Origin of the sequence: Streptomyces sp. MI02-7b, assembly GCF_033793585.1 — a bacterium.
Classification (GTDB): Bacteria; Actinomycetota; Actinomycetes; order Streptomycetales; family Streptomycetaceae; genus Actinacidiphila.
On the sequence record NZ_JARAWX010000033.1, the window covers coordinates 64,104 to 87,184 of the forward strand.

The window sequence follows — 23,081 nt, forward strand, 5'->3', positions numbered from 1 at the left end:
GGGTGCGGACGGGCTCTGCGGACCTCGCCCGCGGTGGCCTCCCCTGGCCTTGCGGGCCCGCGCCACGACTGCCAAGATCACCGCCATGACCGCCCCGAGAGCTTCCCGGCGCGCCGCCGGTTCGCACAACGCCATCGATCTGCTGCTTTCCCTGACCTTCATCAAGCGCCGTACTCCCGCACGGGACGCCGCCGATCTGCTCCAGGGCCAGACCCTCGAACTGGTGGCTCTCAGCAGGACGCTCGGCCGCGTGGTCCTGTTGGACCTCGGCAAGGGCCGGCAGATCCAGCACCTCAAGATCGGCGCCCTGTTCGTCACCCAGGGGCGGCCGCTGGTGTGGCGGGAGCGCCGCACCAAGCAGGAGACCGTCCTCGACGGCCCGTTCACGCTCACGCGGCTCGACAAGAAGGTGCCGCTCAACGGCAGGCTGGCGTTCTACGAGCTGACCACGGCCGACGGAAGCCACGAGGTCGCGCTGCCGAAGAAGGACGCCCCACTGGTCCTGCTCGCGATCAGCCGGGATTCCCTGGAGACGCCGGCCCCCAGGTGACCCCTGCCGGAGGAGCCGGACCGGCGGCCACGACGAAGCGAGCTGCTTCAGTCGAAGAGGGCAACGACTCCATTCACCCAGATCGCAAGGAACGCAGCAGCCCCCACCAGGCAGCCGACGCCGGCCAGCACGCCGCCGACCGTCCACGGCTCGGAAGGCGCCTCGCACTCCTCCTCCAGGCCGTCCCGGTAGGAGGCGGGGTCGTCCCAGTCGACGGGGTGCCCCAGTTCCTTGGCACAGGCGGTCCGCACCGCGACCAGCTGGCCCTCCGCGAAGGCGGTAGCCGCCAACGCCTCGGGGCCGCGCCAAGCGAGTGCCTTCATCCGCCACCCGGGAGACCCGTACCGCGCCTCGAAGGCGGCGGTCTCACCGGCGTTGCGGTCCTCTTCGAGGTACATCCAGCGTCCGGCCTCGGCGGCGTCGCCGTAGAGCCGGTACACCTCGGCCAAACGCCGGCGGAGCGTCAGGTCGTACGGGAAGGACGAAACAAGACCGCGCAAACGCTGGCGCGCGACGGGAACCCGGCCCGCGGCCAGGTCTGCGTCGACACGGGCAAGGGTCTCTCTTCGGGGCATGAACACATGATCCGGTATAGCGCTGATCTGCGGCGATCGGTTTTGTAGTACAGCACCCGCTCACTCTCAACGGCACCGCCTGAACCTCAATGACGAGCCCTAGGCGATCAGGAAGCGATCGCGGCGCGGTAAGATTTTCCCTTCTCCATCAAGGCACACGGCGTCACTCACGCTCCGCCGGGCGCGCGGCCCGCGTCCGGCCGCGCCCCCGCTCCTGCCTCCGTCCCGCCCGGCACGGCCGTCCGCCGCCGGGTGCAGCCCTGCGAGAGGACGACTGTGCAGAACCCCCTTGAAGGCAAGCGCCGGAGTTGGGCCAAACGTGCTTTGCTCCTGGCCCTAGTCGTACTTTTCGCGATTGACACCATCGACCGCGCGCGTCACGCAAAGCCGATTGTGGGGATTTCATGGCTGTTGGTTCTGGTCCTGATGGATCTTGGCCGACGCCTCTGGCGCGAATGGCGAGACCAGTAGCCCCAGAGGGCGGGGCCGTCGTCGGGCCGTCCGAGGCCAGCCATTGCTGACAGACGATGACAACCGACCACGGCGTCGTCGCAGTTCAGCAGCCACGGCCCTGATGCCTGCCCAGGTGGGAGGCACGGCTCATCACTTCCAGAAGAACTGATCAGGGCTACTGGCACCGAGAGCCAAGACGATCACCCGCTATCGTGCCGCCGTGGCTGAAGACTCGGTGACGATCACGCTGACTGGCGACCAGGCCCTCGTACTGTCCGACTGGCTGGAACGTATGAAGGGCTCTGCCGCCTTCGACTCCCTGGTAGGCGACCGGGCCGTTTGGTCGGCCCTACACCGGATCTCGGGCACGCTCGACAAGTCGCTCGTAACGATCTTCGCGCCCGACTACGCCGAGCGTCTCCAGGCGGCTCGACAGCGGATCGGTGGCGCAGACGAAGACTGACGGACGAGCGGTCCGTGCCACACCTCTTCCAAACTGGGGTACCAGGAGCCCAGCGCCGAAGTCAGTCGCCTAGGTCGTCCTCCGGTCCGATCGGGCGAAGGGCCGATTCGTAGTCGCCCGTGACGATCAGGTCATCGATCACCCGAACCATGGATGAGATGCCGGCATGGCTGACGATGAGTTCGTCCCAGCAGTAGAAGTACGTGCCGTCAAGGCACTCGCCCGTGTCCTTCCACCGGTCCATCAGGCGCTGGACCTCGTCGAGGGTGAATATCGTCCCGGACCACCGATTACCGTCGGGGAAGGTCAGCCACATGTCGACGTTGCAGACCTCCTCCAGGTCTTCGCCCGCCCCTGGCACGAAGCAGATCTCGTAGCCTTCGCGCTTCACCCGGTAGAACGGGCCATCCCACATGGCGCCTCCGAGAAGCCTCTGCCGCATCGACTCGCGCGGAAACTAGCGCCACAAGCAATCGCACACCAAGTCCACGCCATCAGCGGCACTCAACCAGTCCGTCGCACCGACCATGCAGGACATCCCAGTCCGTGCCCCTTCCGTGCCCGATCAGACGGGAAACCAGGGGGGCAGCACGGTGCCACTCGCGCACGAAGAAGGGGCGCCCCCGTGTCTTGGGGCACCCCTTCTGTCCAGCGCCTTCGCCGGCCTACTGCGGAGAGTGTGGGATTTGAACCCACGGTGACATCGCTGCCACGACGGTTTTCAAGACCGTGTACGGATCGACGCTCCCAAAGCGTCGAGTGCACCCACAGCGGCGTGGATATGAGCCGGGCCGCGACGCAACCGTTCTCCCGCGCACCACCAGGACAGTCGCTCTTCTGTGTCCTCCCTTGGATGCATGCCCAGGCCATGCTCGGGGCACAGAGGCCACGCCTTCCGCAGAAGCTCCATGACGGTCTCCTGCGCGGCATCGGCGACGCTCGCCAGTGCAGAGGCAAGGCTGTCCTGTGAGTTCGGGTCCAAGTGGTTGCCGTGCCACTCGCCGTTGGCCATGGCGACGTAGACATTCTCCGGCTCATCCGCGTCGTAGGACGGAAGCGCCAGCAGCTGCAGGGGTTCCAGTTGGGGAAGCGTCACCGCCAGGTCCCGGTTCAGAAGGGCGAGAGCCTGGTCCCACACTGGGTACTCGCCCGGCGAGACGCGGCGAGGCTCAGGGGGGACGAAAAGAGCACACATGAGCACCATCCTCCGCCACGCCAGGGACAACCCCAATGGCTCAACAGCGTCGCCCCCCTGCAAGGACCGCGTGCGGGGGCTGACATCAGCGGCTGACATCAACGACGCTGGACGGGTGCGTACACCCGCACCTCTGCCCGGCCGTCGCACCGATCGACGAAAGCCGCCGCAGCAGGCCCGGATCGAACTCCTGAAGCGGGTGTCGCCTGCGAGTCGAGCACCGCCTCTGGGCCGTCGCAGGGCCGTGGCAGGTAAACCAGCGCTGACCAGCGTTGACAACCGGTGAGGGCGGTCAACGCTGGTCAGCGGGCAATTCGTGTCTTGAGCCCCGGTTCAGCGAAGTGGCGGCTCAGTAGACGGGCTTCTCCGGCTCGATCGTGTTGACCCAGCCGATGACGCCGCCGCCGACGTGGACCGCGTCGGCGAAGCCCGCGGACTTCAGGACGGCGAGGACCTCGGCGGAGCGGACGCCGGTCTTGCAGTGCAGGACGATCTTCTTGTCCTGGGGGAGGTCCTGGAGGGCGTTGCCCATCAGGAACTCGTTCTTGGGGATCAGACGGGCGCCGGGGATGGAGACGATCTCGTACTCGTTCGGCTCGCGGACGTCGATGATGTCGATGTTCTCGCCGTCGTCGATCCACTCCTTGAGCTGCTTGGGAGTGATCGTCGACCCCATGGCGGCGGCCTGCGCCTCCTCGGAGACGACGCCGCAGAAGGCCTCGTAGTCGATGAGCTCGGTGACGGTCGGGTTCTCACCGCAGACCGCGCACTCGGGGTCCTTGCGGACCTTGACCTGACGGTAGTTCATCTCCAGGGCGTCGTAGATCATCAGCCGGCCGACCAGGGGCTCGCCGGTGCCGGTGAGAACCTTGATCGCCTCGGTGACCTGGATGGAGCCGATGGACGCGCACAGCACGCCCAGCACGCCGCCCTCGGCGCAGGAGGGGACCATGCCCGGCGGCGGGGGCTCCGGGTACAGGCAGCGGTAGCAGGGGCCGTGCTCGGACCAGAAGACCGAGGCCTGGCCGTCGAAGCGGTAGATGGAACCCCAGACGTACGGCTTGTTCAGCAGCACGCAGGCGTCGTTGACCAGGTAGCGGGTCGCGAAGTTGTCCGTGCCGTCGACGATCAGGTCGTACTGGCTGAAGATCTCCATCACGTTGTCGGCCTCGAGCCGCTCCTCGTGAAGGACCACGTCGACGTACGGGTTGATGCCCTTGACGCTGTCGCGGGCGGACTCCGCCTTGGAACGGCCGATGTCGGCCTGGCTGTGGATGATCTGGCGCTGCAGGTTGGACTCGTCGACCTCGTCGAACTCCACGATGCCGAGCGTGCCGACACCTGCGGCGGCGAGGTACATCAGGGCCGGCGAACCGAGCCCGCCGGCGCCGACGCAGAGCACCTTGGCGTTCTTCAGCCGCTTCTGCCCGTCCATCCCGACGTCGGGGATGATCAGGTGGCGGGAGTACCTGCGGACCTCGTCGACGGTGAGCTCGGCGGCCGGCTCGACCAGGGGTGGCAGCGACACGGGGACTCCGTTTGTCGATCGATCACTACGGGTGGTTCTACCCGTAACACTGCCACGCCCGTCTTCATTCCAAGACCGCCGTCCCGAGGGTCGAGACACCCACCGGTCACATGCTGGGCGGCGGCTGGCTCTGCAGCATCCGCGACGCCTCGGCCCAGTACCCGGGCAGCCCCTCCCAGGCCGCGTGGTCGGTGCGGTCGGTGAAGTAGACGGTGGCGGCGCCCTGCCAGCGGGCGATGCGCATGGCGTTCTCCAGGTGCGGTGCCGGGACCCCGTGCACGAGGTGGCAGAAGCGCTCGGGCGGATGGGCCGCGGTCCACTCGGGCGCCTCGGACCAGCGGTACTGCGTCCAGGGACCGGCGAACGTCACCAATTGGTCGGCGATCTCGGCGTAGCCCTCGAAGGGGTGGCTGCCGTGACCGAGGACGACATGACCGCGGCTGCCGCCCTCGACCGCGAGCAGGGCGCGCAGCGTGGTGATCAGCCGCCGGCAGTCCTGCAGCTCGGCGGGCGTGGTCGGGGCCCGGTCGACGTAGAAGCCCTCGACCCGGTACCAGTCCAGGAAGCGGTGGGCGTCGGCGACGAGCTGCCCGAACGGGCGCGCCCCGTGCCGGGCGTCCAGGTAGCCGAGGACCGGCACGGCCGCGTCCCGCAGCCGTACGGCCGCCTCGGTGTAGAGGGGGTCCACGCGGGCGCCGGGGCCACGGGAGACGTTGACGACCACCCAGTGCAGCGGCGCCTCGGGGCGGGCCAGTTCGGCCCACTCCGTGGGGGCGACCAGCGGGTGCGCGTACGCGGGGACACCGAAGCCGAGCCCGTCGCAGCGACCGATCGGCCGGCGTGTTCCGGCCGAGGTCAGACCCGACATGCCGCCTCCATCCAGACGTCGGCGAGTGACTCCTCCAGCGCGATCCTGGGCCGCCAGCCCAGCCGGTCGCGCGCGGTGCGGACGTCGGCCTGCTGCCAGGCCCCGCAGCCGTCGGGGTAGTGCGGCGGGCCGCCGCCGGCGATCTGCGGCTCCTCCACCTCGTGCAGCGCCCCGGTGTAGCCCGCGGCGGCCGCCAGGCCCGCCGCGACCTCCCGCAGCGCGATCGCCCGGCCGGTGCCGATGTTCACCGTGCCCTGCGCGGCGGACAGCGAGGCGGCGTGCACGGCGCGCGCCACGTCGCGGACGTCCACGAAGTCGCGCTGCACGCCCAGGCCGGTGAGCTTGAGCTCGCCGTCGCCGGACTGCATCGCCCGGCGCAGTGCCTCCGCGAGGCGGCCGATGGGCGAGGCGGCCGGCGTGCCGGGGCCGACGGGGGTGAACACCCGCAGCACCACCGCGTCCAGGCCGGACCCCAGCACCAGTTCCGACGCGGCGAGCTTGCTGACCCCGTACGGGCCGCCCGGCCGCGGCACCGCGTCCTCGGCGGTGGAACTGCCGGCGGGCGAGGGCCCGTACTCCGCCGCGCACCCGACCTGCACCAGCCGCGCCGAGGTGGCGCTGCGGCGCATGGCCTCGCAGACCGTCGCCACCGCGATCGTGTTGTGCCGGGTCAGTTCGCGCGCGCCGCCCCGGATCGCCCCCGCGCAGTTGACGACGACGCCGGGGTGCACCGCGTCCATGAACCGGGCGAGCGCCCCCGGACTCCCCGACGACAGGTCGAACCTGACGTCCGCGTCGTCGCTGCGGCCCAGCGCGGTGAGCTGCACGGCGGGGTCGGCCAGCAGCCGTTCCGCCACATGACGGCCGACGAATCCGTCGGCCCCGAGCAGGAGGACTCTCATCGCGCGCGCCTCCGCGGGGCCTGCACTGGGTTCGGGGGTCGGTGGTTCATCGTCAGTTGCTCCTTGACTGCTTCTTCGTGCCTCGCGGGGCGGGGCGGGTCATCGCGGGTACCGCCGCGAAGGTGTGGGCCGAGGCCCGGGACAGCGCGGACAGCGCGTAGGCCACCAGCACCGGGGCCGCCGCCGCGCACGCGACGGCGGCGACCGAGCCGGGGTCGAGCGACAGCCGGCCGAGCAGGACCGCGGCCAGGCAGACCGCCTCGGTGGCGCTGGCCAGGCCGGTGCCGACCGCCCCGGCGTCGGGGTAGCCGTGGATCGCCAGCAGGCGGCCGGTGAACAGCAGCAGCGCCAGCGCCGCGGGCCCCACGAGGGCGGCCGGGGTGAAGGCGGCGCCGACGACGGCGCGCGCTGCGCAGAGCAGGGCCGTGACCGCGACCAGGTAGAGCGCCAGGGTGCCGAGGAGCAGCGGGCGCACGGCGGCCCCGAACTCCTCCAGGCTGCGGCTGCGCAGCAGATGGCCGCGGGCGCGTACGGCGAAGCGGTGCGCGCACCAGGCGGCCGGCGCGAGCGACAGCGCCAGCGCGGTGGTCACGGCCCCGGCGGCCGGCTGCCGGACGCCCTCGGCGAAGGCGGCGAAGCCCAGCAGCCAGCAGGCCCACAGGGTGCCGCCGGCGCCGTTGCCGTAGGGGGCCCGCAGCGGGCCGGTGCGCAGCGCGGCGAAGAGCGCGGCCAGCAGCAGCGGCCCGGCGACGGCGGCGACCGCGAGCGAGTGCACGGCCTGCAGCGCCCAGGTGGCGGCCGCGTACACCAGGCCGGGGGCGAGGGTCAGCAGCACCGGGGGCCGCGTGGGCGCCTCGGCAGCCGGTTCCGGCACGCCGGCCCGGGGCACGCGGGCGTACAGCTCCTCGGCGAGGCTGAACACGTCACGGTGCCGGAAGGAACCCGCGACCCGGTCGGTGACGCCCTGCGCCTCCAGTCCGGCGACGATCTCCAGCGGGTCCACCGCCTCGGCGCACAGGCGCTGGTGACGGTGCATCAGTTCGCGGACGGGGTCGGCGGGGCCGTGCTTGCGCGGGGCGCCGCCCTTGCGGCCGGCCGGCTCGGCGGGGGCGGGGGGCGGCGGGTCCCCCCAGGGCTCACCGGCCACCGGGGCCGCGAGAGCCGCGGATTCGCCGTGCCACCGCTCCTGCGACGGGCGGCTCATGCGCGGTCCTGCCTCTCGGTGCCGGCAAGCGCGGGCTCACGCCGGGCGCGCGCCCAAGTGGGGGCGGCCGTCCAGCGGCCGGGGACGTGTGCCTCGGCGGGCCGGCCGAAGGGCACGGGCGCGCCGTCCTCGTCCCGCAGCGGCCCGTTGCGGCCGGGGGCGTGGGCGACGAGGTCGAGGTAGATCTCCCGGAAGGCGGCGAGGTTCTGCTCGACGGTGAAGAGTTCCAGGGCCCGTTCGCGGGCCGCCGCGCCCAGCCGCCGGCACCGTTCCGGATCGCGCAGCAGGGCGACGCACGCCTCGGCGAGCGCGCGCGGGTTGCGGGGCGGGACGACCAGGCCGGTGCCGCCGATGACCTCGCGGACGGCGCCGACGTCCGTCGAGACCGTGGCCCGGCCGCAGAACATGGCCTCGACGAGGGAGAGCGGGAAGCCCTCCACGATGCTGGAGAGCACCACCACGTCGCCCGCCGCGTACGCCTCCGCCAGGCCCGGCGCGCCGGGCGCGCCCAGTTCCTCGAAGGTCACCGGGCTCTCGCCGACCGTCACCGCGTCGGCGGCCTCGTCGGGGAAGAGCTGGGCGGCCAGCGCGCGGCAGTGGTGCAGATAGCCGGGGTCGGCGGCGCCGCCCTGGACGATGCGCAGCCGGGCGCCGGGTTCCTGCCGGCGGACCTCGCCGAAGGCGTGCAGCAGGGCGATCAGGTCCTTGCCGGGCTCGATCCGGCCGACCCACACCAGGGCGGGGTCGCAGCCGCCGGTCTCCACGGGCCCGGGCACGGTCCCCTGGTAGCCGGGGTGGACGGTGCGCAACCGCTCGCGGTCGGCCCCGCAGTGCTCCTGCCAGCGGCGGGCGTGGGCGTTGCCGGGGGTGACGAGGGCGGCCTTGCCGTAGGCCTCGCCGGCCAGGCGGCGGTGGAAGGCGGCGAGCAGGGCGCGCACGGGGGCGGGCAGGCCGGCGGCGCGGTGGGCGAGCAGCGTCTCGCGCAGGCGGACGCCGTACTCGGTGATCAGCAGGGGGGTCCCGAAGAACCGTTTGGCCAGGAGGCCGGGCAGCAGCGCGGTCCCACCGGTCACCGCGTGGGCGAGGTCGGCGGTGGCCAGGGCGTCGCCGAACTCGTCGTACCAGGGGGCCGTCAGCGGGCGCAGCGCGCGCTCCAGCTGGTCGGCGACGGCCATCAGGTCGCCCACGCCCGCGTCGGCCACCAGCGGGCGCGCGCCGGGCGCGCGGCAGGCGTCCTCCAGGACGTGCAGGGCGAGTTCCGACCGGAGCAGCGCGGGGACGCCGCCGTCCTCACGGGCGAGGTCGGCCAGTCCGTAGAGCGCGGAGGCGAAACGGTCCGCCACGCCGTTGGCGCCGACGTCGCCGGCGAGCGTCCCGACCAGGTCGCGGTAGTGCTCCAGCACCAGGGAGCGGCGCCGGCGCGCCTTCGTCCCGGCCGCCGCCGGACGGGGCACCGGGCCCCACAGCGGCAGGGTGCGCACCGCGGTCACCTGCGCCGGCAGCTCCAGCAGCCCGGCGGCGTCGGCCCGTTCGCTGCGGCCGAGCGAGTACACCGCGAACTCGTGTGCGTCGAGCCCGCGCACGAGCCGGTCGACCCAGGCACTCCCCTCGCCCCGCGCATACGGGTAACCACCCTCCGCGAGTAATGCGATACGCACGTCTGCCCCCTCTCGGCACCGGTTCTTTTCGGGCGCGATGACCGTATGCCGGTGAAGTGGGGGCATGACGGACGGTTGTCCGCCGTGCCACCGAAAGGGGTGAAGAGACGTAACTTCCGCGAGTGTCAGACGTTCTTAGCGAGTAGGCGTTCGCCGACGAAGCGGAGTGCGTCGGGCGCGACCCGGCGCCAGTAGCCCTCGTCGTGCGCGCCGTGGTCGAAGGCCGCGACCGCCGGGTGCACGGCGTCCGCGAATTCCAGCGCGGCGTCGTGGAACGGGTCCTCGCGGCCGCACCACAGGCCGATGCCGGCGGGCTGCACCCGCAACTGCGCGGTGTGGAGCAGCGGTTCGTCCGCCGTCCAGTCCGTCTGTCCCTGGAACACCCCGACCGCACGCGCGTCGGTCCAGGTGCGGAACAGCGCCGGGCTCAGCAGCGCCACCGCGTCGACGGCACGGGAGCGGGCGTAGCGCAGCGCGCCGAAACCGCCCATGGATATGCCGAGCACGGCGCGCGGAGCGCTCCCGCCGAGCCATCCGGGCAGCTCCCGCAGCAGCATGCGCTGGGGGTCCGAGCCGCCCGAGGCCTGCCAGTACGACGCCTCGCCCCCGTCGACGGCGACCAGGCGGCACGGCGGGACGCCGTCGCGGACCGCCTGGGTCAGGAACCGGGCCATCCCCAGCTCCACGAGGCCGTACGCCGACGAGCCCCGGCCGTGCAGCATCAGGCACACCGGCAGCCGGTCCGCCTGCTCGGCGGGGACGCCGTGCGGGTCGATCGTGACCAGCTCCGGGCGGGAGCGGGTGGCCCGCGAGGTCACCCGGCGGCGGGTGATCCGCCCCTCCGGCGCGTCGGGGACGACCCCGTCCGGGCCCGTCCAGCCCAGCCGCCGCCGGAACGCGGCGCTCTCGGGCACGATGTCCGAGGCCACCCCCGCCACGCCCCCGCCCAGCGCGGCCGCGGTCGCGACCGCGCCCCCCACCATGAACGCCCGCCGCCGCACCTGTGTGCTCCCCTCGCCCCCGGCCCGCGCACATCGCGCGGGCCGCGCCCATCCTGCCCCAGGGGCAGGACGGTCACGCCACGCGGACCCGGTCCGCGCGACGCGCCGCCGCGACGGCGGGGTCCAGGACCGGTACGGCGGCCAGCAGGCCCCGGGTGTAGGGGTGTTCGGGGGCGTCGTAGATCCGGTCGGCGGGCCCGTGCTCCACGATGCGGCCCGCGCGCATGACGGCCACGCGGTCGCTGACCTGCCGGACGACGGCGAGGTCGTGGGCGATGAAGACCAGCGCGATACCGAGTTCGCGCTGCAACTCCCCCAGCAGGGCCACGACCTGGGCCTGTGTGGTGACGTCCAGGGCCGAGACCGGCTCGTCGCAGACGATGAGCCGGGGCCCGGGCGCCAGCGCCCGGGCGATGCCGACCCGCTGCCGCTGCCCGCCGCTGAACTCGTGCGGGTAGCGGTGGTACCAGGCCGGGTCGAGCCCGACCCGTTCCAGCAGTTCCCGCACCCGAGCCAAAACGGCCGTGTCGTCGAGGACCCCGGCCGTGCGCAGCGGGTCGGCGATGGACTCGCCGATGCTGCGCCGCGGGTTGAGCGAGGAGACCGGGTCCTGGAAGACCATCTGCAGCCCGGTCCTGCCGCCCTCGTGCCGGATGCCGCCGGCTGTGGGCTCCAGCAGGCCGACGAGCATCCGCCCGAGGGTGGTCTTGCCGCTGCCGGACTCGCCGACGACGCCGAGGGTCTCGCCGGCGCGCACCGTCAAGGAGACGTCGTCGACGGCCGCGAACCGGGCGCCGCGCCGGCCGAACTCCTTGCGCAGGCCGGTGGCCTCCAGCAGGACCTGGCCGCTGTCCGCGGGCGCGGACGGCGTCCTGGCCTTCTCCACCCGCGGCACCGCCGCCACCAGGTCGCGGGTGTAGGCCTGTTCCGGCGCGCCGAGCACGTCGGCGACCGTGCCGCGCTCCACGGCGCGGCCGTCCTTCATCACCAGGACCTGGTCGACGCTGCCCGCCACCACCCCGAGGTCGTGCGTGACCAGCAGCAGTCCCATGCCGGTCTCGCGGCGCAGTTCGTGCAGGAGGTCGAGGATCTGCGCCTGCACGGTGACGTCGAGGGCGGTCGTCGGCTCGTCGGCGATCAGCAGCCGGGGCTCGCAGGCCAGCGCCATGGCGATGAGTGCACGCTGCCGCATGCCGCCGCTGAACTCGTGCGGCCGTGAGCGCGCGCGGCGCGGCGCGTCGGGGATGCCCACCCGGTCCAGCACCTCGACGGCCCGCTGCCGGGCGGCGCGGCGCGAGGCCTTGGGGTGGTGGACGCGGTAGACCTCGGCGATCTGGTCGCCGACCGCGAAATAGGGGTCCAGCGAGGACAGCGGGTCCTGGAAGACCATCGCGGCCAGTCCGCCGCGCAGCCGCCGCAACTCGCGCTCCTGCGCGGCCTGCACGTCGACGCCGGCGACCCGCACCGAGCCGTCGATCTCCGCGCCGGTGCCGCGGTGCAGCCCGAGCAGGGCGTAGGCGGTGGCGCTCTTGCCGCTGCCGGACTCGCCGACGACGCCGAGCGCGCCGCCCGGCTCCAGGGTGAAGGAGAGCCCGTCCACGGCGCGGACCGTGCCGGACCCGGTCGGGAAGTCGATCGTGAGGTCCGCGACCTCGATCAGCGGTGACGTCATGCCAGCACCACCCGTCGGTCGGCCACCGCGTACAGCACGTCCGCGAGGGCGTTGGCGAGTACCACGAAGAAGCCGGTGACCAGCACGAGGCCGACCACCACCGGCAGGTCCTCGGTGCTCACCGAGTCCACCAGGCTCTTGCCGAGCCCCGGGATGCCGAAGAGCGACTCGGTGAGCACCGCGCCGCCGAACATCGTCCCCAGGTCGAGCGCGGACAGCGCGATGACCGACGGCAGGGCGCCGCGCAGCGCGTGCCGCCCGATGACGGAACGCTCGCGGACGCCGTAGGCGCGCAGCGTGCGCACATGGTCCTCTGCGAGCGTCTCCAGCATGGAACTGCGGGTCAGCCGTGCGTACTTGGCGCTCTCCAGGATGGCCAGGGAGAGCCAGGGCAGCAGCAGGTTCCACGCCCACTGCTCGGGGTCCTCGGTGAGCGGGACGTACGAGGGGAAGGGCAGCCAGCCCAGCACCGAGACGAACAGCAGCATCAGCAGGATGCCGATGATGAAGACGGGCACCGCGTTGCCGGCCAGGGTCAGCGTGGTCAGCAGCCGCTCGCTGAGCCCGCCGTGGCGCAGGGCCGACAGCAGCCCGCTGCCCACGCCGATGACCAGCCACAGCACCATCGCGCCCAGGGAGAGCGAGGCGGTGGCGGGCAGGCGCTCGGCGAGCAGGGAGGTGACCTGCTCACCGCTCTGGTAGGAGAAGCCGAGGCACGGGGCGGCGCAGTGCTCGGTCCCGACGCCGGTGCTGACGTCCGTGCCGGCGACCAGGCCGTGCAGGAAGTGCAGGTACTGCGCATAGGCCGGGGAGTCGAGGCCGAGTTGGGTGCGTACCTGGTCGACCTGGTCGGCGCTGCACTTGGGCCCGCAGGCCAGCCGCGCCGGGTCGCCCGGCAGGAGGTAGAAGAGCGCGTAGACCACGACGCTCAGGACGAGGAGGACCACCAGCGCCGCGAGCAGCCGCTGCAGCGCGAACCGGGTCATGGCCATCAGGAGCCCGCCTTCTTCCGCCGCCGCGCCAGCACGCGGATCCGGCTGGCCGCCCGCGGGTCGAGGGCGGTGCGGACCCCGTCGCCGAGCGCGGTGAACGCCAGCACGGTGACGAAGATCAGCCCGGCGGGCAGCAGCACGTACGTGGGATCGGCCTGGTACCAGGTGGTGGCCGAGGACAGCATCTGCCCCCAAGAGGGCGTGGGCGGCTTCACACCGATGCCGAGGAAGGACAGCCCCGCCTCGGAGGCGATGTTGCCCGGCACCAGGAGCGCGGTGTACGTCACCACGGGCGCGGCCAGCGACGGCAGCAGCTCGCGGCGGGCGACGCGCCAGCGGCCGGCCCCGCCGAGCCGGGCGGCGGCCACGTAGTCCAGGGACTTCAGGGTCAGGGTCTGGGCGCGGACGATGCGGGAGGTGCCGCCCCAGCCGAGCAGGCCGAGGACGAGGATCAGCAGCACCGGGCGCGGGAACCCGGCGGGGACGATCGCCAGCAGCGCGATCGAGAAGACCAGGGTGGGCAGCGCCAGCATCACGTCGGTGGTCCGGCTGAGCAGGCCGTCCAGCACGCGGTTGCCGAGGCCGGCGGCCAGGCCGACGGCGACGCCGATGACCACCTGCACCACGGTGGCGCCGACGCCGATGCCGAGCGAGATCCGGGCGCCGTGGACGAGCCGGGCGAACAGGTCGCGGCCGGTCCCGGGTTCGACACCGAGCCAGTGGTGGGCGCTCACGCCGCCGAAGGAGCCGAGCGGGACCCCGCCGAGGGCGGAGTCGACGGCCGAGGCGTGGTAGGCGTCCGGGTCCTGCCCCTCCAGGGCGGTGAGCAGCGGGGCCGCGAGGGCCACCAGGACCAGCAGGGCGATCACGGCGACGCCGGCGAGGGCCGCGCGCTGGGCGCGCAGCCGTCGCCAGACCTGCCGGGCGCCCGGCGCGGCCCCGGAGTTGTCCGAGGCCGCGCCGGGCGCCACCAGTACGTCGGTGGTGGTCACTTGACCGCGACCTGCGCCACGTCGAGGACACCGGTCCAGTCGCTGATGACGACGTTCTTGACGTCCTTGCCGTACAGGCGCTTGTAGACGGGGTGCACCAGCGGCACGGTCAGCGCCTGCTCACCGATCTTCTTGTCCAGCGCGCCCCAGCGGGTGGCGGCGGCCTGGAGGTCGGTGAGCTTGTTGATCTCGTCGATCTCCTTGTTCACGGCCGGGTCGTCCAGCTGGGCGTTGTTGAAGTTGTAGCCGTCCTTGACGATCTGCCGGCCGTCGAAGATCGGGGCCAGGAAGGGGCCGCCGGACGGCCAGTCGGCACCCCAGCCGGTGAGGAAGAAGCCCGGCTCGGTCTTCACGCCGTGGATCTTCTCGCTGTAGGCGCTGGACTCCAGGCCGTCGAGCTCGACGGTGATGCCGGCCTTCTTCAGCGCGTCCTGCAGGGCGGTGGCGACCTCGGGGCCCTGCTCGTCACCGGTGCTGGAGTCGTGGGAGAGGGTGACGGTCAGGCCCTTGGGGTAGCCGGCCTCCTTCAGCAGCTCCTTCGCCTTGGCGGCGTTGCCGTTCGCCCCCGCGGGGAACAGGTCGTACGGGGTGTAGCCGAAGGACTTCTGCGCCGGCAGGAAGGTGGTCGCGGGCTCGGCGAGGGAGGAGCCGCCCAGGGCGTTGACGACGGTGGTGCGGTCGGTCGCGTAGGCGATGGCCTGGCGCACCTTCGGGTTGTCGAAGGGCTTCACCTTCGGGTTGAAGGCGATGTAGTCGGTGTAGCCGAAGTGGCCCGTGCCCACCCGGCTCGCCAGCTCCTTGTCACCGGTGATCTTCGCGAGCTCGGCAGCGGTGAGGTTGGTGTCGGTGGTGACGGCGGCCGCGTCCTTGCCGGCGCCGGAGGACAGCCGCTGGTTGATCACGGCGGCGGCCAGGCCGGACTGGATGTCGATCGTGTCCGGGTAGGCCTTGCGCTCCTCGTCGGTCTTCGGGTCCCAGTGGGTGTTGCGCTCCAGGACCAGGTGCTGCCCGTCGTTCTGGTTCGTCACGACCTTGTAGGGGCCGGAGGAGAACGGGTGGTTCTCGTACTTGGTGCCGGTGTCCTTGGCCTGCGGCACCGGGGCGAAGGAGGTCTGGGTCGCCAGGAACGGGAAGTCGCCCTCGGGCTTGTTCAGGTGGAAGACGATGGTCTTCGCGTCCGGGGTCTCGATGGAGGCCAGGCCGCCCTTGTCCTTGTACGGGCCCTGGTAGTCCTTGCCGCCGATCAGCCAGTCCCGCAGGTACGGGGCGCCGCCGGACAGCTCGGCGGCGAAGGACCGCTCGATGCCGTACTTGATGTCGGCGGTGGTGATGGGCGAGCCGTCCTCGTACTTCAGGCCGTCCTTGAGGTGGTACGTCCAGACGGTGGCGTCCGCGTTCGGCGTGCCGTTGTCCGTGGCCAGGTCCGGGACGACCTTGGCACCCGGAGCGCCGCTCTCGCGGTTGCGGGTGGTCAGGGTGCGGAAGACCAGGCCGGGTATGTTGCCGCCGCCGGAGGTGTAGAGCCGGGCGGGGTCGAAGTCCTCCTGGGCCGACTGGTTGAGGACGTAGAGCGTGCCGCCCTTGGCGGGCTTGCTGCCGCCGCCGGCCGCCTTGGCCCCGTTCTCCTCCGGGCCGCAGGCGGCGGCGCCACCGGTGATCGCCAGGACGACGGCGGCCGCGGCGAGGCGGCGGGGTGTGACGGACAACTTGGACATCGAAAAGACCTTTCGCGGCTGCGAGGCAAGAGGGCGGGGCAGAGAGAGACCCGCAGGCAGCGGCGAACGGTCCCGTCGGAGGAACCGGTGAAAAGCGTGCGTCAAGCACCGCGCCCACGGGCGGATGGCTCCGGGGCGGTGAAGGGGGGATTCCCGTTTACGCGCCCGGCACCGTGGAAGGGCGACACGAGATGTCGGCCACGCTCTGCCCGGCCACGCCGATGAGCGCCAGCTCGATGCTGGCGTCGGCGTGTGTGGCGGGGCGGTGCTGCGGCATGCCGAAAACATTGAACGATGAATCGCCCGATGTCAAAAATCTATCCACGGGGGTAGGGCCAGGCGTTCGGTTTGCAGGTCAGCCCGTCGATGGTCAGGAACTTCGTCTGCTGCATCATCACCGGGGCGAGAGCCCCGTTCTTCGGGCACAGCACGTGGTTGTAGCCGAGCCGGTGCCCCACCTCGTGGTTGATCAGCATCTGGCGGTAGGCGTGCATCCTCGCCGGGCCGTACGTCGGGGACCCCTGCGCCCACCGGAAGGCGTTGATCATGGTGCGCGGAGTGGACGCCGCGTCACATGACACGTTGTCAACTGTCGTGTCCAGGCCGGATTCCGCGCACACCTTCGCCGTGGTTCCGGGACTCGCCAGGGTAATGACGATGTCGGCGTGCCCGGTTGACACGCGCTCGAAGCTGCGGGCGCCGTCGTGCGCCCAACTCCGCTTGTCGTTCAGCGTCGTGAAGACCGCGTCGGCGAAGAGCCGGCCGTCCAGCGGCAGGCCCTTCTCGACGTCGACCCGCACGCGCAGCCGCTTGCCCCCGCCGGGCGCGTTCTGGTGGCCGCCGACGGTCTGGAAGGCGCCGCTCAGGTGCAGGTCCTTGTCGAGCGGGTACTGCCGGGCCATCGCCTGGTCGTAGGTGAGCGGCGCGGCGGCAACCGAGGGTGGGGTCGAGGGGGTCGCCCGGTCCTGGGAGCGGGACGCGGAGTCCTCCGCCGCCCGGGACGCGTCGGCGGTGCCGGCCGCGGCCTGACGCTTCCCGTCGTGGCCGCCGTACAGCTGCCCGGCCACCACGACGGCCAGGACGGTGACCACCGCGGCTGCGGCCGTTCCGGTGAACGCGCGCGCCTTGGAGCCCTTCTTCGGCGCGTCCTCGGCATCGCCGGCGTCAACGGCATCGCCGGCGTCGGCGGCCTCGTCCGGCGGCGCGGCGGCGTCGAAGGCGGCGACGAAGTCCTTCCGCGGGCCGGGTATTCGCCGACCGGGCGGCGGCGGGGCCGTGCGCTGGCGCGGCAGCAGCCCGGCCGGCCGGCCGCCGGTATCGGCAGGGTCGTCGGCGGCGTCGGAGTCCCGCAGGTCCTCCGGCGCCAGCGCGGAGTCCGCGAGGTCCGCGGGCCGCGCGCCCCGCGGGGTGCGCGGCGGGGCCCAGGAACCGGTCCGGCCCCAGGCGGAGTGCTCGCGGTGCTCCGGGTGCCCGTGCCCGGAGCCCTCCTGGCGGTCCCGGGCGGTGTCACCGGGCCGGAAGCCGTCCCAGCCGCCGGGGGCCGGGGTGCCCGGCCCGGCCGGACGCGGCGGGACCGTGGTGGCCGGTCCGCGCCTGCGGCGGCCGTTGCCCGAGCCGCCGGATATGCCGCCGGAAGTGTCGTCGCGGCGGCCGTCGCGGCCGCCCGGTGCGCTGTGCCTGCCCATGCCGTCAGTGATCCGTCCGCGCGTCCGTGTCCGTGGCGTCCAGCAGCTCGCGGAAGGCCCGCGAGACCGCGTCCGGGTGTTCCATCATCGCGACGTGCCCGCTGTCGGGGAGCAGCAGCAGCCTCGCGTCCCGGAAGGTACGCGCGGCACGGTACGCCATCCGGGGGGCGACGAGCCTGTCCCGGCCTCCGTACACCAGCAGCGTCGGCGCCAGCACACGCTCGGCCTGCCGCCACAGATTGTGCTGCCCGCCCAGCGTGTAGGCGTCGACGATGCCGCGCGCGGAGCGCGTCAGAGCGTCCCAGAAGTAGGGGAGGGCCAGCCGCCGCTCGTACTCCTCGGCGTGCTCGGCGAAGGCCTCCTCGGTCACCTTGCCCGGGTCGCCGTAGCAGAGTGCGAGCAGCTGGCGGGTGCGCCGGTCCACCGTCCAGCCCCGGGTCGCCCGGGTGAAGAGCGCGGCCACCCCCGGCACCCCGAGGATGCCGGTCGGCCAGGCGCTGCGCTGCGGCGGCACTTCGGGCAGGGCGGGCGAGATCAGGGTGAGGGTACGGACCAGGTCGGGCCGGGCCGCGGCCACCTTGGTGGCCACCGCGCCGCCCAGGGAGTTGCCGAAGAGGTGCACCGGACCGCGCCCGGAGGCCTCCATGAGGCGCACGACCGCGCGCGCGTGCCCCCCGATCGAGTAGTTGCCGTCGTCGGGCGGCGGCGAGTAGCCGAATCCGGGCAGGTCGAGCGCCTCACCGCGGACCCGGTCGGACAGCACGCCCATCAGCAGGGACCAGTTCAGGGAGGAACCGCCCAGGCCGTGCACGAAGAGCGCGGGGGCCAGCCCCTCGTCCTCGTCCGCACGCGAGCGGACGGTCAGCGTCAGGCCGGGCAGGGACACCACGCGCACGCTCTCGCCGTCCCCGGCCCCCGGCCCCGAAGGCGGCAGAGGCACGGCGGCGAGTGCGGCTTCTGGGGACTCCGTCGAGGACATGGGGCAATGTTACGAGACGATCACGCGTACGCTTGTGTGTTCGCCCTCACACGCGCCGCCCGGATTTTTTCGCCCCTCCCGTCACTCTGCGGGCGCCGATGACGTCTCCTACCCTCGCAAGAGGGGAACAAGGGGAGACAGACGGACGAAGCGAGAACAGCGCTGGCGGCCGGGTGGTCCCGCGAGCCCGGGGACCGCCGATTCCGGACAGGAAGGGAGGTGCCCGTGTCCGACGACATCGAGACATTCAACGGTGACCTCACCGAGATCACCGACCTGACCGACATCACCGACGACCTGGAGGACACCGAGGCCGACATCGAGGCCCCCGAGTACGACATCGCCGAGCAGCACCTCGAGCTGCTGCAGCACCGCGATGTCCCGATCACCGAACGGCCCGACGACGCCGATCCGGCGGATGTGGCGGAGCAGCGGCGGGTGGTGGAACTCGACGAGGACGACTACCGGTGAGTTCCACTTGGTGAGAATGTGCGTTCGCACAGCGCATGGCCCCACTACCGAAAAGTACGATGGCACCCGCAGCGCAGAACGACATCACTTGGGAGGCGGCGTGACAGCCATCGAGCGGACTGAGGCACGCCCTCGCGGCACACGTCTGCCGCGCCGGGCCCGGCGCAACCAGCTGCTGGGCGCGGCCCAGGAGGTGTTCGTCGCCCAGGGCTACCACGCCGCCGCGATGGACGACATCGCCGAGCGGGCGGGCGTGAGCAAGCCCGTGCTCTACCAGCACTTCCCCGGCAAGCTGGACCTCTACCTGGCCCTGCTGGACCAGCACTGCGAGGCCCTGCTGGACGCGGTGCGCACGGCCCTGGCCTCCACCACGGACAACAAGCAGCGCGTGTCCGCGACCATGGACGCCTACTTCGCGTACGTGGAGGACGAGGGCGGTGCCTTCCGGCTGGTCTTCGAGTCGGACCTGACCAACGAGCCGGCGGTGCGCGAGCGCGTCGACAAGGTCTCGCTGCAGTGCGCCGAGGCGATCAGCGAGGTGATCGCCGAGGACACCGGGCTGGCCACGGAGCAGTCGATGCTGCTGGCCGTCGGCCTCGGCGGCGTCTCCCAGGTGGTGGCCCGCTACTGGCTCTCCAGCGGCAGCTCCATGCCCCGGGACACCGCGGTGCAACTGCTGACCTCACTGGCCTGGCGCGGCATCGCCGGCTTCCCGCTGCACGGCACCGAGCACTGACTGTTCGCTGAGGGCGTGCCCGTCGGCCGATCGGCGGGGCGCGGGCGCGGCTAATGTGTCCTGCGTACGGCGCGAATCACCGCGCACACCGCAGACCGTTCGGAGGGACGAAAGCCGTGGAGGTCAAGATCGGCGTGCAGCACGCGCCGCGTGAGATCAGCATCGAGAGCGGGCAGACGGCCGAGGAAGTCGAGAAGGCCGTCGCCGAGGCCCTGACGGGCACCGGCAAGCTGCTCAGCCTCACCGACGAGCAGGGCAAGCGCGTGCTCGTCCCTGCCGACCGGCTGGCCTACGTGGAGATCGGCGAGCCGGCCCAGCGCCGCGTGGGCTTCGGGGCCCAGCTGTAGCCGGACCGGCTACGGAGCACGACGACGGCGGGTCACCCTCACGAGGGGGTGGCCCGCCGTTTCATGTTCCCGTCCGGCGGGGTAGGACCCGGAGCGACCGTCACCTCAGGGAGGGGCCGCCGCATGCTGTGGGAAACGATCGCGTTCGCCGCCGCCGGGCTCGTCGTCGCCTGTGCCGCGACCAGGCTGCTCCCCCGGCACCGCCTCCCCGCGGCGCCGCTCGCGCTGGTCACCGGCCCTGTCGCCGCCCTCGTCGGCGGTTCCATCGCCCGTACGGTGCTCGGCTCGGCGCTCTTCGCGCTCAACCTGACGCTGTCCGTGGCCGTGGCGGCCGCACTGCTGTCGGTGCTGGTCCGCCGGCCCCGGGCGGAACGCCGCAGGCCGGCGCCCCGCCCCGCGTAGGACCTCGCACCGGAGGCGAGCCGTCGGCCGGGGCCCGAATCAGGCGGACAGGCCCAGGGCGGCCATGCGCTTGGTGTGGGCCTCGGTGATCCGGGTGAACATCCGGCCTACCTCCGCGAGGTCGAAGCCGTCCGCGACCCCGCCCACCAGCATCGTGGACAGCGCGTCCCGGTCGGCTACCACCCGCTGCGCCTGCGACAGTGCCTCGCCCATCAGCCGCCGCGCCCACAGCGCGAGCCGGCCGCCGAGCCGGGGGTCGGCCTCGATCGCCGAGCGCACCTTCTCCACGGCGAAGGAGGCGTGGCCGGTGTCGTCGAGCACGGCGAGGACGAGCTCACGGGTGTCGGTGTCCAGCCGGGCCGCGACCTCGCGGTAGAAGTCGGAGGCGATCGAGTCGCCCACGTAGGCCTTGACCAGGCCCTCCAGCCAGTCCGAGGGCGCGGTCTGGCGGTGGAACTCGTCCAGCGCCGCCGCGAAGGGCTCCATCGCCTGGGTCGGGGCCGCCTCGATCGCCGACAGGCGGTCGCGCAGCTGCGCGAAGTGGTGGAACTCGGCGGACGCCATCGCGGCGAGCTCCGCCTTGTCCTCCAGGGACGGCGCGAGCTTCGCGTCCTCCGCCAGTCGCTCGAATGCGGCCAGCTCCCCGTAGGCGAGCGCCCCCAGCAGGTCCACCACCGCGGCGCGGTACTGCGGATCGGCGGACGCGGCGGCCCAGTCCTGGGCCGCGATGGTGGGAGCGTCGGGGGTCTCGGCGGGGGTCTCAGGCGTCTCCATGGTGCGCACAATAGCCAACCCCACCAGCCCGGCAACCATCCCGTACGACCCCGCCACGCGGAAGTCCCCGGGGGTCCCGTCCCGCATCCCGGAAATCGGACCACCTCGGCTGTGTGATTCCGGGGTACAGTGGTATGAGCCCGCCAGGTGAACCGGCGGGTAATTTGTGAACGAGCACAAATGGATGCCCGGTCGGTGGCCCGATCGGCTCCTACCGACCGCCCTCCCCGCGTCTGGGGAGGGGCCCACTTCGCGGCGCACGCGAGGGCAGCGGTCCCGCGCACCTCGGCCGCCCATGGCCGTACGACACCCCGCGCGGTCAGCGCAGTTCCCTGCGTTCGACCCTCCCCGCTTCACAGCACGGCGCCGCGCCCAGAAACAGAAGAGGCAGCATCCTGACCACCACCTTGACCTTCCGTGACCTGGGGATCCTCCCCGAAACCGCCGAGGCCCTCGAAGCCGTCGGCATCATCACGCCCTTCCCGATCCAGGAGATGACCCTCCCGGTCGCCCTGGCGGGCAACGACGTGATCGGCCAGGCCAAGACCGGCACCGGCAAGACCCTGGGCTTCGGCCTCCCGCTCCTGGAGCGGGTCGTCGTCCCGGTCGACGTCGAGGCCGGCCGCGCCCGCCCCGAGGACGTCGTCGACGGGCCGCAGGCGCTGGTGATCGTCCCCACCCGCGAGCTGTGCCAGCAGGTCACCAACGACCTGCTGACCGCCGGCAAGGTGCGCAACGTCCGCGTGCTGGCCATCTACGGCGGGCGCGCCTACGAGCCGCAGGTCGAGGCCCTGAAGAAGGGCGTCGAGGTGGTCGTCGGCACCCCGGGACGGCTGCTGGACCTCGCCGGCCAGAAGAAGCTCAGCCTCCGCAATGTGCGCGCGCTGGTCCTCGACGAGGCCGACGAGATGCTCGACCTCGGCTTCCTCCCCGACGTCGAGAAGATCATCAACATGCTGCCGGCCAAGCGGCAGACCATGCTCTTCTCCGCGACGATGCCGGGCGCCGTGATCGGCCTGGCCCGCCGCTACATGTCGCAGCCCACGCACATCCGCGCCACCTCGCCGGACGACGAGGGCGCGACCGTCGCCAACACCACCCAGCACATCTTCCGTGCGCACTCCCTGGACAAGCCGGAGCTCGTCTCCCGCATCCTCCAGGCCGAGAGCCGCGGCCTGGCGATGATCTTCTGCCGCACCAAGCGCACCGCGGCCGACCTCGCGGAGCAGCTGGAGCAGCGCGGCTTCGCCTCGGGCGCCGTCCACGGCGACCTCGGCCAGGGCGCCCGCGAGCAGGCGCTGCGGGCCTTCCGCAACGGCAAGGTCGACGTCCTGGTCTGCACCGACGTCGCCGCCCGCGGCATCGACGTCGAGGGCGTCACGCACGTGATCAACTACCAGACGCCGGAGGACGAGAAGACCTACCTCCACCGCATCGGCCGCACCGGCCGCGCGGGCGCGTCCGGCACCGCGATCACCCTGGTCGACTGGGACGACATCCCGCGCTGGCAGCTGATCAACAAGGCGCTGGACCTGCCGTTCAACGACCCGGAGGAGACCTACTCCACCTCGTCCCACCTCTACGAGCTGCTGGGCATCCCGCAGGGCACCAAGGGCGTCCTGCCGCGCGCCGAGCGCACCCGTGCCGGGCTCGACGCCGAGGAGATCGAGGACCTGGGCGAGACCGGCGGCCGCGGCCGCGGTCGTGGCGGCCGCAAGGCGGCCGGTCCCGCGGCCGAGCCCGAGGAGCGTCCGGCCCGCACCCGCACCCCGCGCCAGCGCCGCCGTACCCGCGGCGGGAGCCCGGTGACGGAGGCGGCCGCCGGCGCCGAGCAGACCGCCGAGGCCGTGCTCGACACCGCCGAGGGCGCACCGGCCGAGGAGCGCCCCGTGCCGCGCCGCCGGCGCCGTACCCGGACG

24 protein-coding genes and 1 tRNA gene are annotated in these 23,081 nt (G+C 72.6%); 7 read left to right on the forward strand and 18 right to left on the reverse strand.

Translation table 11 applies throughout. The features are described 5' to 3' along the window. The first annotated feature begins 85 nt into the window (after positions 1–85). Positions 86–550 carry a hypothetical protein gene (locus tag PV364_RS36190; protein WP_319665091.1) on the forward strand — a complete coding sequence of 155 codons (465 nt, stop codon included), beginning with the start codon at positions 86–88 and terminating at the stop codon, positions 548–550. A 47-nt stretch (positions 551–597) separates the two neighbouring features. On the opposite strand, the gene PV364_RS36195 is transcribed toward PV364_RS36190, so the two are convergent. After that, positions 598–1,125 (reverse strand): DUF6584 family protein, encoded by a 528-nt coding sequence (locus PV364_RS36195; RefSeq protein WP_319665093.1) that lies wholly within the window; start codon positions 1,123–1,125, stop codon positions 598–600. A gap of 673 nt (positions 1,126–1,798) precedes the next feature. On the opposite strand from PV364_RS36195, the gene PV364_RS36200 reads away from it, so the two are divergent. Continuing rightward, complete coding sequence (locus tag PV364_RS36200) at positions 1,799–2,041, forward strand: hypothetical protein (RefSeq protein ID WP_319665095.1); 243 nt, start codon at positions 1,799–1,801, stop codon at positions 2,039–2,041. Positions 2,042–2,102: 61 nt separating this feature from the next. Here the strand turns inward: PV364_RS36200 and PV364_RS36205 are convergent, their stop codons facing one another. From PV364_RS36205 to PV364_RS36280, 16 genes are all read right to left on the reverse strand, one after another. Further along, positions 2,103–2,456, reverse strand: coding sequence for a hypothetical protein (locus PV364_RS36205; RefSeq protein WP_319665097.1), 354 nt, complete (start codon positions 2,454–2,456; stop codon positions 2,103–2,105). A 256-nt stretch (positions 2,457–2,712) separates the two neighbouring features. Further along, positions 2,713–2,789, reverse strand: a tRNA-OTHER gene (locus PV364_RS36210). Further along, on the reverse strand, positions 2,763–3,137 hold the full coding sequence (locus tag PV364_RS36215; protein ID WP_319665099.1) for a hypothetical protein: 375 nt from the start codon (positions 3,135–3,137) through the stop codon (positions 2,763–2,765). The genes PV364_RS36210 and PV364_RS36215 overlap by 27 nt, the downstream gene beginning before the upstream one ends. A gap of 448 nt (positions 3,138–3,585) precedes the next feature. Beyond that, positions 3,586–4,764 carry an adenylyltransferase/sulfurtransferase MoeZ gene (gene moeZ, locus PV364_RS36220; RefSeq protein WP_319665100.1) on the reverse strand — a complete coding sequence of 393 codons (1,179 nt, stop codon included), beginning with the start codon at positions 4,762–4,764 and terminating at the stop codon, positions 3,586–3,588. 106 nt (positions 4,765–4,870) lie between these two features. Then, the gene (locus tag PV364_RS36225; RefSeq protein WP_319665101.1) at positions 4,871–5,632 is read right to left on the reverse strand and encodes a spherulation-specific family 4 protein; all 762 of its coding nucleotides are present in this window, start codon (positions 5,630–5,632) and stop codon (positions 4,871–4,873) included. Further along, a complete protein-coding gene (locus PV364_RS36230) occupies positions 5,620–6,534 on the reverse strand; it encodes an NAD-dependent epimerase/dehydratase family protein (RefSeq protein WP_319665103.1) in 915 nt (304 codons plus the stop codon). The genes PV364_RS36225 and PV364_RS36230 overlap by 13 nt, the downstream gene beginning before the upstream one ends. Positions 6,535–6,586: 52 nt before the next feature. Next, positions 6,587–7,738, reverse strand: coding sequence for a hypothetical protein (locus tag PV364_RS36235; RefSeq protein ID WP_319665105.1), 1,152 nt, complete (start codon positions 7,736–7,738; stop codon positions 6,587–6,589). Continuing rightward, on the reverse strand, positions 7,735–9,396 hold the full coding sequence (gene pelF, locus PV364_RS36240; RefSeq protein WP_319665106.1) for a GT4 family glycosyltransferase PelF: 1,662 nt from the start codon (positions 9,394–9,396) through the stop codon (positions 7,735–7,737). The genes PV364_RS36235 and pelF overlap by 4 nt, the downstream gene beginning before the upstream one ends. 125 nt (positions 9,397–9,521) lie before the next feature. After that, on the reverse strand, positions 9,522–10,397 hold the full coding sequence (locus PV364_RS36245; protein WP_319665107.1) for an alpha/beta hydrolase: 876 nt from the start codon (positions 10,395–10,397) through the stop codon (positions 9,522–9,524). Between the two features lie 73 nt (positions 10,398–10,470). Next, on the reverse strand, positions 10,471–12,069 hold the full coding sequence (locus PV364_RS36250) for an ABC transporter ATP-binding protein (RefSeq protein ID WP_319665108.1): 1,599 nt from the start codon (positions 12,067–12,069) through the stop codon (positions 10,471–10,473). After that, a complete protein-coding gene (locus PV364_RS36255; protein WP_319665131.1) occupies positions 12,066–13,055 on the reverse strand; it encodes an ABC transporter permease in 990 nt (329 codons plus the stop codon). Before PV364_RS36255 ends, PV364_RS36250 begins: the two co-directional genes overlap by 4 nt. 5 nt (positions 13,056–13,060) lie before the next feature. Beyond that, positions 13,061–14,053, reverse strand: coding sequence for an ABC transporter permease (locus tag PV364_RS36260; RefSeq protein WP_401978076.1), 993 nt, complete (start codon positions 14,051–14,053; stop codon positions 13,061–13,063). After that, on the reverse strand, positions 14,050–15,768 hold the full coding sequence (locus PV364_RS36265) for an ABC transporter substrate-binding protein (RefSeq protein WP_319665109.1): 1,719 nt from the start codon (positions 15,766–15,768) through the stop codon (positions 14,050–14,052). The genes PV364_RS36260 and PV364_RS36265 overlap by 4 nt, the downstream gene beginning before the upstream one ends. A gap of 157 nt (positions 15,769–15,925) precedes the next feature. Next, positions 15,926–16,045 carry an Ms4533A family Cys-rich leader peptide gene (locus tag PV364_RS36270; protein ID WP_319665111.1) on the reverse strand — a complete coding sequence of 40 codons (120 nt, stop codon included), beginning with the start codon at positions 16,043–16,045 and terminating at the stop codon, positions 15,926–15,928. A gap of 40 nt (positions 16,046–16,085) precedes the next feature. Then, on the reverse strand, positions 16,086–17,453 hold the full coding sequence (locus PV364_RS36275) for a DUF3152 domain-containing protein (RefSeq protein ID WP_319665113.1): 1,368 nt from the start codon (positions 17,451–17,453) through the stop codon (positions 16,086–16,088). 4 nt (positions 17,454–17,457) lie between these two features. Next, complete coding sequence (locus PV364_RS36280) at positions 17,458–18,432, reverse strand: alpha/beta hydrolase (protein ID WP_319665114.1); 975 nt, start codon at positions 18,430–18,432, stop codon at positions 17,458–17,460. A gap of 225 nt (positions 18,433–18,657) precedes the next feature. Between PV364_RS36280 and PV364_RS36285 the strand changes: the two genes are divergently transcribed. The 4 genes from PV364_RS36285 to PV364_RS36300 all read left to right on the forward strand — a co-directional run bounded on the left by PV364_RS36285 (position 18,658) and on the right by PV364_RS36300 (position 20,388). Further along, entirely contained in the window at positions 18,658–18,903 is a 246-nt protein-coding gene (locus PV364_RS36285) for a hypothetical protein (protein ID WP_401978081.1), read from the forward strand. A gap of 100 nt (positions 18,904–19,003) precedes the next feature. Continuing rightward, a complete protein-coding gene (locus PV364_RS36290; RefSeq protein WP_319665116.1) occupies positions 19,004–19,639 on the forward strand; it encodes a TetR/AcrR family transcriptional regulator in 636 nt (211 codons plus the stop codon). Positions 19,640–19,755: 116 nt separating this feature from the next. Then, positions 19,756–19,986, forward strand: a complete 231-nt coding sequence (locus PV364_RS36295) for a DUF3107 domain-containing protein (protein ID WP_319665118.1) — start codon at positions 19,756–19,758, stop codon at positions 19,984–19,986. Between the two features lie 123 nt (positions 19,987–20,109). Next, a complete protein-coding gene (locus tag PV364_RS36300) occupies positions 20,110–20,388 on the forward strand; it encodes a hypothetical protein (RefSeq protein ID WP_319665120.1) in 279 nt (92 codons plus the stop codon). Between the two features lie 39 nt (positions 20,389–20,427). On the opposite strand, the gene PV364_RS36305 is transcribed toward PV364_RS36300, so the two are convergent. Beyond that, positions 20,428–21,162, reverse strand: coding sequence for a ferritin-like fold-containing protein (locus tag PV364_RS36305; protein ID WP_319665121.1), 735 nt, complete (start codon positions 21,160–21,162; stop codon positions 20,428–20,430). 494 nt (positions 21,163–21,656) lie between these two features. Here PV364_RS36305 and PV364_RS36310 point away from each other — a divergent pair. Further along, positions 21,657–23,081: DEAD/DEAH box helicase (locus PV364_RS36310; protein WP_319665136.1), on the forward strand; the 1,425-nt coding region annotated here is incomplete at its 3' end.